This window comes from Paenibacillus sp. UMB4589-SE434, assembly GCF_030226685.1.
Classification (GTDB): domain Bacteria; phylum Bacillota; class Bacilli; order Paenibacillales; family Paenibacillaceae; genus Paenibacillus_B.
In genome coordinates this window covers 569,113-575,114 of record NZ_JASOYK010000003.1, presented here as the reverse complement: position 1 = coordinate 575,114, position 6,002 = coordinate 569,113, and the positions used below count along the sequence as shown (strand labels likewise).

Here is a 6,002-nt window from a genome sequence, read left to right as displayed (position 1 = left end):
GGTGACCCGTAGGGGATTCGAACCCCTGTTACCTCCGTGAAAGGGAGGTGTCTTAACCCCTTGACCAACGGGCCATGTCGTTCATCTTCGTCCGTCACCTCATCGGCGACAAGTAAGAGTATATCAAACGAAAACGATGTTGACAAGCCCTTTTTTTAAACCTATTATTTCCACCTTTATAACTACATCATGTACCCATTTTCTCTATTTTATTTATATAAAATAGATACTAAAGACCGTACTACTTCAACTGCGACAACAACACGTTAGTTAGTATAACCCCATAAATACCATTCATTCCAGCCAGAAACCCTAATCCATAATATAACTAAGGAATAAAGTCGCTGTACCGAAATATACCGTCAATGAGAAGATATCATTAAGGGTTGTTATCAACGGACCAGATGCTACCGCCGGATCGGCATTACATTTAAACAACAGGATCGGGATAATCGTGCCCGCCATCGTTCCAATAATAATCGTCAAAAACAACGAGCTCCCCACAACAAACCCTAACGCTATACTGGACTGCCAAAATCCGGCGACAAGCGCAACGCTTATTCCGCATACTGTCCCAATCAGCAGCCCAACCATCAATTCCCTCCACAAAAGACGGGTGATGATCCCTCTGTCCAAATTTTCCTCGGATGCCAGACCGCGTATGACAACAGCCAAGGACTGTGTACCTGTATTCCCTGTCATGCCGGCTATCATCGGCATAAAGAAAGTAAGGGCGACAGCTTTGCTGAGCGTATCTTCAAAACCGCTAATAATACTGCCGGACACAAGTCCAAGAAAGAGCAGCATAATCAGCCAAGGCAGACGACGACGTGCAGCTGTGAGCGGATTGGTACGAAAATCAATCGTCTTGTCTGTCGCAGATAATTTATTAATATCCTCGTGCGCTTCTTCGCGCAGAACGTCGATTACATCATCAATGGTGACCACGCCGAGCAGCTTACTGCTGTCATCTACAACAGGCATTGATAAGTAGTCGTACTGTTCAAATAAACGGGCTACGTCTTCCTGATCCGTATCAGCTGTTACCGAGATGACGTCTTCCTGCATCAGATCTTCAATACGATCCTCTTCTTGAGCAAGCACCAGTTCCCGGTAAGTTAAACGCCCCAGAAGTTCTTTAGCCTCGCTGACCACATAAAAATAATGCACATGCTTTGTCAGCTCTGCAAAGGACTTCACTTTCTCGACCGCTTCCCTAACGGTATACCGGTTATAGAACCATACGTAACGATTCGTCATCAGACCACCAGCCGTCTCCTGTCCGTATGTCATCAATTCACGTACGGTATCGCTCTCGGATTGCTCCATCAGCGACAGCATGTACTCCTTGGCTTCATATGGCACCTCTGCCATCATATCCGCCAAGTCGTCATTATCCATCCGGTTAAGCGCCTCAGCTGCACGTGCACGGCCAACGAGCTGCAAAACCTCCATTTGCAGCCTCGGCTCGAGTTCACGCATCATGTCAACGAGGGGTTCAAGCTCAATGATATCAATTAAGAGCGATCTATGCCTTAACTCCAGTTCACGATAAGCAACTGACAGATCATACGGCTGCCATTTCTTGAACTGCTCCTGCATATTGGCACGGTTGCTCACATGGTCACTATGTAGTATTTGTTCCGCTGTTTCTGCTAAATCTCTGCCTGCCACATACAACGATGCCCGCTTTTCTACCTTTGGTCCCTGTTTCATCTATCCATCCCCTTAGAGACATCTATCTGTATATCATGTCCCATCCTTTCCATTAACACCATTCTGAGCATGGTAAACAAAAATTACATGTATTTAAAGATCTGTTCAAGGATTTATCCAAGGATATAACCCTCTTACAATCGTTCAACACAAGTACATTAGGATACCATGTTGGTTACCATGCTTTTCATTTAAGTTTTATTATGAATGTATCGAGAATGGCAGTGAAGATGCGAGAACATCCTAAACCATGAAATAACGAGGATAAAAGGAAGGGACACGTGCAGTACAGAAAGAAGTAAATCAATAAAGTCAAAACAAAAAAATCCCTCTCGGGATTCTCTTCATAAGCATTAAATTAACTGGCGGAGAAAGGGGGATTCGAACCCCCGCGGCTGTTACACCCTAACGCTTTAGCAAAGCGCCCCCTTCGGCCTCTTGGGTATCTCTCCATGTGGCTCCCCGAACAGGACTCGAACCTGTGACAACTCGATTAACAGTCGAGTGCTCTACCAACTGAGCTATCAGGGAATAACAATTTTAAATTTATCATAAAGAACGATAGGTGTCAATACTACTTCTCTGCATTTAAACCGGCAATATCCGATTCAACAAATTCTGTGCAGCAGGAGAGCCTGTCTTTATACGTCATCTTGACCCTCCTGTCACACCCTATAGCATCAAGCTAACTTGGCATCGTACCATTGTGACAACTTAACAATCAAGACTCCCATCCGTTCCTCGTCAGGCACAAGTACACGTGACACACCCTCATCCTGCAGTGCAGCAGCAGTGACTTTGCCTACTGCCGCCGCTAAGGTGCGCTCGGCGAATATCCGGCGCAGTTCAGCTGCAAGTCCGTGTTTATTCGCATATTGAAACAGAAAACGCGCTTGCGGCGCACTAGTCATCGCAACGGCATCAATCTTGCCGTCAAGCAATTCCTGCAACAATAACTCCAACTCTTGCTCCGCAGGAGGCGTATGGCGATATGGCATCAATTCCGTCCAACTTGCACCAGCTTCCTTCAGAAAGCTGACCAGCGTTGGAGCAGGATCGCCATGAAGCTGCAGCGAAACATGCATCCCACTCCAAGCGTCAATGCCTTGACTCTGCATACCACGCACAAGCCCAAGTGTGGAGCCGTCGTCATCACGCACATCTGGTGTGATCCCTAACTTGCGCAGCGCATTAATTGTTTTGTAGCCACGTGCTGCATGCTTCATACCTGCAAACCGCTGCAGCAACAACTCTCGCTTACCTACATCTGCAGCTGCTTCTATTAACATGTTAAGCCCCATACCAGTCGTCCAGACAGCCCAATCCAATGGTTGATTCTGATCCAAGAGCTTGTCTACCTCATTGTCGAGATGATCGAACCCTGCAAGCAGTGTTCCTTGTGTGGCACGAATAAGCGGTGTTCCGCCCTGCTTCCGCACAAGTGTGGACATTTCTTCTGCCTTGCGCGGACCTGTCAGCGCTACTACTTTGCCTTCCAACTTCGCCATCGATAATCCCTCCTGTAATATAGATGCGAGCTTGTTATTCAGCTATAGCTTTAAGCGTAAGCTTGCCCCGGCATTTGCCGCATACGTACTTCTTTACATCCACCTTGCGTTTGCGCATATAACGCTGGCCACATGCCTGACACAACAGGAAGTATCGATAAGGTTCCGTACGCTTCTTCCGAATGTCTGGCAAAGCCTTGCAGTACCTAGATCCGCCTACTTCAGCAAGCAAACGTTTAAAATCAGCGTCTCTATGCTGATAGCCTCTTCCCTCCAAATGCAGATGATAATGGCACAATTCATGCTTGATGATACGTTCCACTTCTTCTGCACCATTAGTCTCCCATTGCTTCGGATTAATTTCAATATCATGAGACTTTAAAAGATAGCGGCCTCCTGTCGAAGATAAGCGTGTATTCCACCGTGCGTGATGGCGGAACGGTCTTCCGAAGTCACGTGCAGATATTTGCTCGATCCAGCGCTGCAGCCCGTCATTGGACCAGTTGTTCGTCATTGTGTCCGCCTTTCATCCATTTAACTGCCAACCTGTGCTAAAAGATGATCCTACTTGAATTTGTACTTGAACTCCTTTACACTGTCAAGAGTATCCCATATGAACTTTGCAAATTATACCGATAGAAGTGACATGAAGGAGAGGACTACCCGATGTCGAAGATGCGTTATATCATCTTTCAACAGGACACACAACTGGAGTTCGTCGCAATGCCAGCGGATTACGCCTATCAACTAAGCGCGTTGAATCTCCGCTTAAATAAAGAGATTGGCAAGCTGACCGCGAGCAACGTGCCCAGCCTTCCCTTTGCAGTAGCGGAATGTGATCAACTTGAGCTGCTCCGTGAGCAGGACACGCTGACAAGCGGGATCGAATATATGACACGTCTGGAACAAGCCTTTGCTGCCATCCAGGAAACGGAGTATCCATTGATCTCGCTCCTAACCGAGATTCGCGCACTACTTGCGCAGTTGGAACAATGGTATGAGGAAGAAGAAGAGTTGTCATAATTACGAATGATATGAATAGACCGGAAGACCTCTGTATCTAATGCAGTTGGTCTCCGGTCTTTATTTCTTTCCTGCGGACCTGCACTTAATTCCACCCCTGCCCATAAGATAGCGGTACAACGAGAATCCGCATCTCCCCAAAGGAGGTATACTAATGCCGCAATGGTTGAGCAACCAATTGATGCGCGCCTTCCAGAAGAAGGACCGCCGACAAATCAAGCTGCTGAATGAGTGCTGGTTTTTTTACCGTACGAATCCGCAAGCTCGCTATTAAATGGAAGCAGCGACGTCTGCAGCGAGCAAATCATGCCTCTTCCACCCAACCGCCCGAGCCTCCAGATGGTAGCAACGACTCACATCAGCAACCTTAATCTGCGGGCTAGCGCCCATAAGTCCCGCGCATCACATACGATGGCGGGATTTTTCAAATAGTCACAATCTTTAATGATACTCACACCCTCTTCAAAACACGAATTAATTCATGTCCAAGCTAGAATTAAGTATCTTATTCAACCTTCCGGATGCTTTGTAATAAGCTTTCACTGCTTGCTTCCAGCCTCATCGGATAATTAACCGTTAGGTCCGGAGCTGCCGCTTGAACCTTACTGTATACAGCTTGCGAAGCATATAGCCTGCAGTTTTCGGAACTGGATTGAGCTATAAACTGCCTCAGCGAATCAGGATGATCAATCCCTAATGGGATCGTAACAATATGATCAATGCCTGCCTCTTCTGCTTTTGCAGCCATCCACTGCCCACCTTTTAAGCCAAGACATACAAAGCCGACTTTCGTACCTGCCTGAAGCTTGGATAGATCAAGCAGCGCGTTAAATTCGACTGCCGCACCCAGCACGATTAATTCGTGCTTGTCTCCAATGAGTGCTTGTACTTCCTGCTCATGGTTTAAAGTGGTCACAACATATTGCGCGCGGCTTAAGCTTTCTTCTAGCAATGAGGGGGAGTACTTTATATCCTCCAAATAGAGCGTTGATGTACGGGCTCCTGTAATACGGACAATTTCTTGTTCATAAAAGTCATAATCATGCTCTTTACATTCGATAAATAACACTTCAGGCACTTGGCGAACAGGAAGCTGAAACAGCTGCGTATAAGCAAGTCCCGCTACGGCTAACTCCCGTATATCCAACTGGCGTTCGCACGCTTCATTAGACATGCTGTTCAACAGCTCATACATAACGACTCGGTTTTGCTTAAGCTTTCTTACCTGCTCATTATGCTGTACTTCAGTGCCCTTACCTTTCTGGATCGAAACAATGCCTTCATCCTTAAGCTGTATATACACCGCATTAATCGTGTTCCGATTAAGTCCAAGCTGCTCAGCCAATTGAACCGCAGGCGGCAAGAGCTCGCCAGACTGAATTTGCCCAATTCCGATCAGCCACTTCAGCTGTTCTTTCACTTGCGTGTTAATACTATAGGTTAACGTTGGGTCCACCTGTATAAATAATTGATGCTCGTCCAAAGACAACTCCCCCCGCTATTATTAATCTGTTCATCATCAACTCACAAATACATAGATAAGTAGGATTTTATGATTTTAGCATATCGGAAATGCACATATCACGCAAGCAACCATTCCCCGCTCCTTTCCGTACTCCTATAAGGACATGGAAGCGTTACACTAAGTTTAACTATACTATATTGATGATAGACTTTTAGTTTCATAACACCCTTGACTTTCCCCTGCACGGGAAACTGTATACTCCCATTATGTTATAGATTGGAGGCAATATT

General features: G+C 46.3%; 6 protein-coding genes and 3 tRNA genes. 2 read left to right on the top strand and 7 right to left on the bottom strand.

Translation table 11 applies throughout. The features are described 5' to 3' along the window. Window positions 1-2: 2 nt before the first annotated feature. The 6 genes from QP775_RS15285 to QP775_RS15260 all read right to left on the bottom strand — a co-directional run bounded on the left by QP775_RS15285 (window position 3) and on the right by QP775_RS15260 (window position 3,738). A tRNA-Glu gene (locus QP775_RS15285) sits at window positions 3-74 on the bottom strand. A 238-nt stretch (window positions 75-312) separates the two neighbouring features. Beyond that, window positions 313-1,716 (bottom strand): magnesium transporter, encoded by a 1,404-nt coding sequence (mgtE, locus tag QP775_RS15280; protein WP_239329907.1) that lies wholly within the window; start codon window positions 1,714-1,716, stop codon window positions 313-315. A 363-nt stretch (window positions 1,717-2,079) separates the two neighbouring features. Continuing rightward, window positions 2,080-2,168, bottom strand: a tRNA-Ser gene (locus tag QP775_RS15275). Between the two features lie 3 nt (window positions 2,169-2,171). Next, window positions 2,172-2,247 (bottom strand) — tRNA-Asn (locus QP775_RS15270). Window positions 2,248-2,396: 149 nt separating this feature from the next. Further along, a complete protein-coding gene (locus QP775_RS15265; RefSeq protein WP_285107248.1) occupies window positions 2,397-3,224 on the bottom strand; it encodes a uroporphyrinogen-III synthase in 828 nt (275 codons plus the stop codon). A gap of 34 nt (window positions 3,225-3,258) precedes the next feature. Beyond that, window positions 3,259-3,738 carry a SprT family protein gene (locus tag QP775_RS15260; RefSeq protein WP_239329912.1) on the bottom strand — a complete coding sequence of 160 codons (480 nt, stop codon included), beginning with the start codon at window positions 3,736-3,738 and terminating at the stop codon, window positions 3,259-3,261. A 152-nt stretch (window positions 3,739-3,890) separates the two neighbouring features. Here QP775_RS15260 and QP775_RS15255 point away from each other — a divergent pair, with 152 nt between their 5' ends. Both QP775_RS15255 and cmpA read left to right on the top strand, forming a co-directional pair. Beyond that, the gene (locus QP775_RS15255) at window positions 3,891-4,247 is read left to right on the top strand and encodes a hydrolase/acyltransferase (RefSeq protein ID WP_239329914.1); all 357 of its coding nucleotides are present in this window, start codon (window positions 3,891-3,893) and stop codon (window positions 4,245-4,247) included. A gap of 154 nt (window positions 4,248-4,401) precedes the next feature. Next, window positions 4,402-4,521, top strand: a complete 120-nt coding sequence (gene cmpA, locus QP775_RS15250) for a cortex morphogenetic protein CmpA (RefSeq protein ID WP_157277755.1) — start codon at window positions 4,402-4,404, stop codon at window positions 4,519-4,521. 231 nt (window positions 4,522-4,752) lie between these two features. Here cmpA and QP775_RS15245 read toward each other — a convergent pair whose 3' ends face one another. After that, on the bottom strand, window positions 4,753-5,730 hold the full coding sequence (locus QP775_RS15245; RefSeq protein WP_285107244.1) for a GntR family transcriptional regulator: 978 nt from the start codon (window positions 5,728-5,730) through the stop codon (window positions 4,753-4,755). Window positions 5,731-6,002 lie beyond the last annotated feature (272 nt).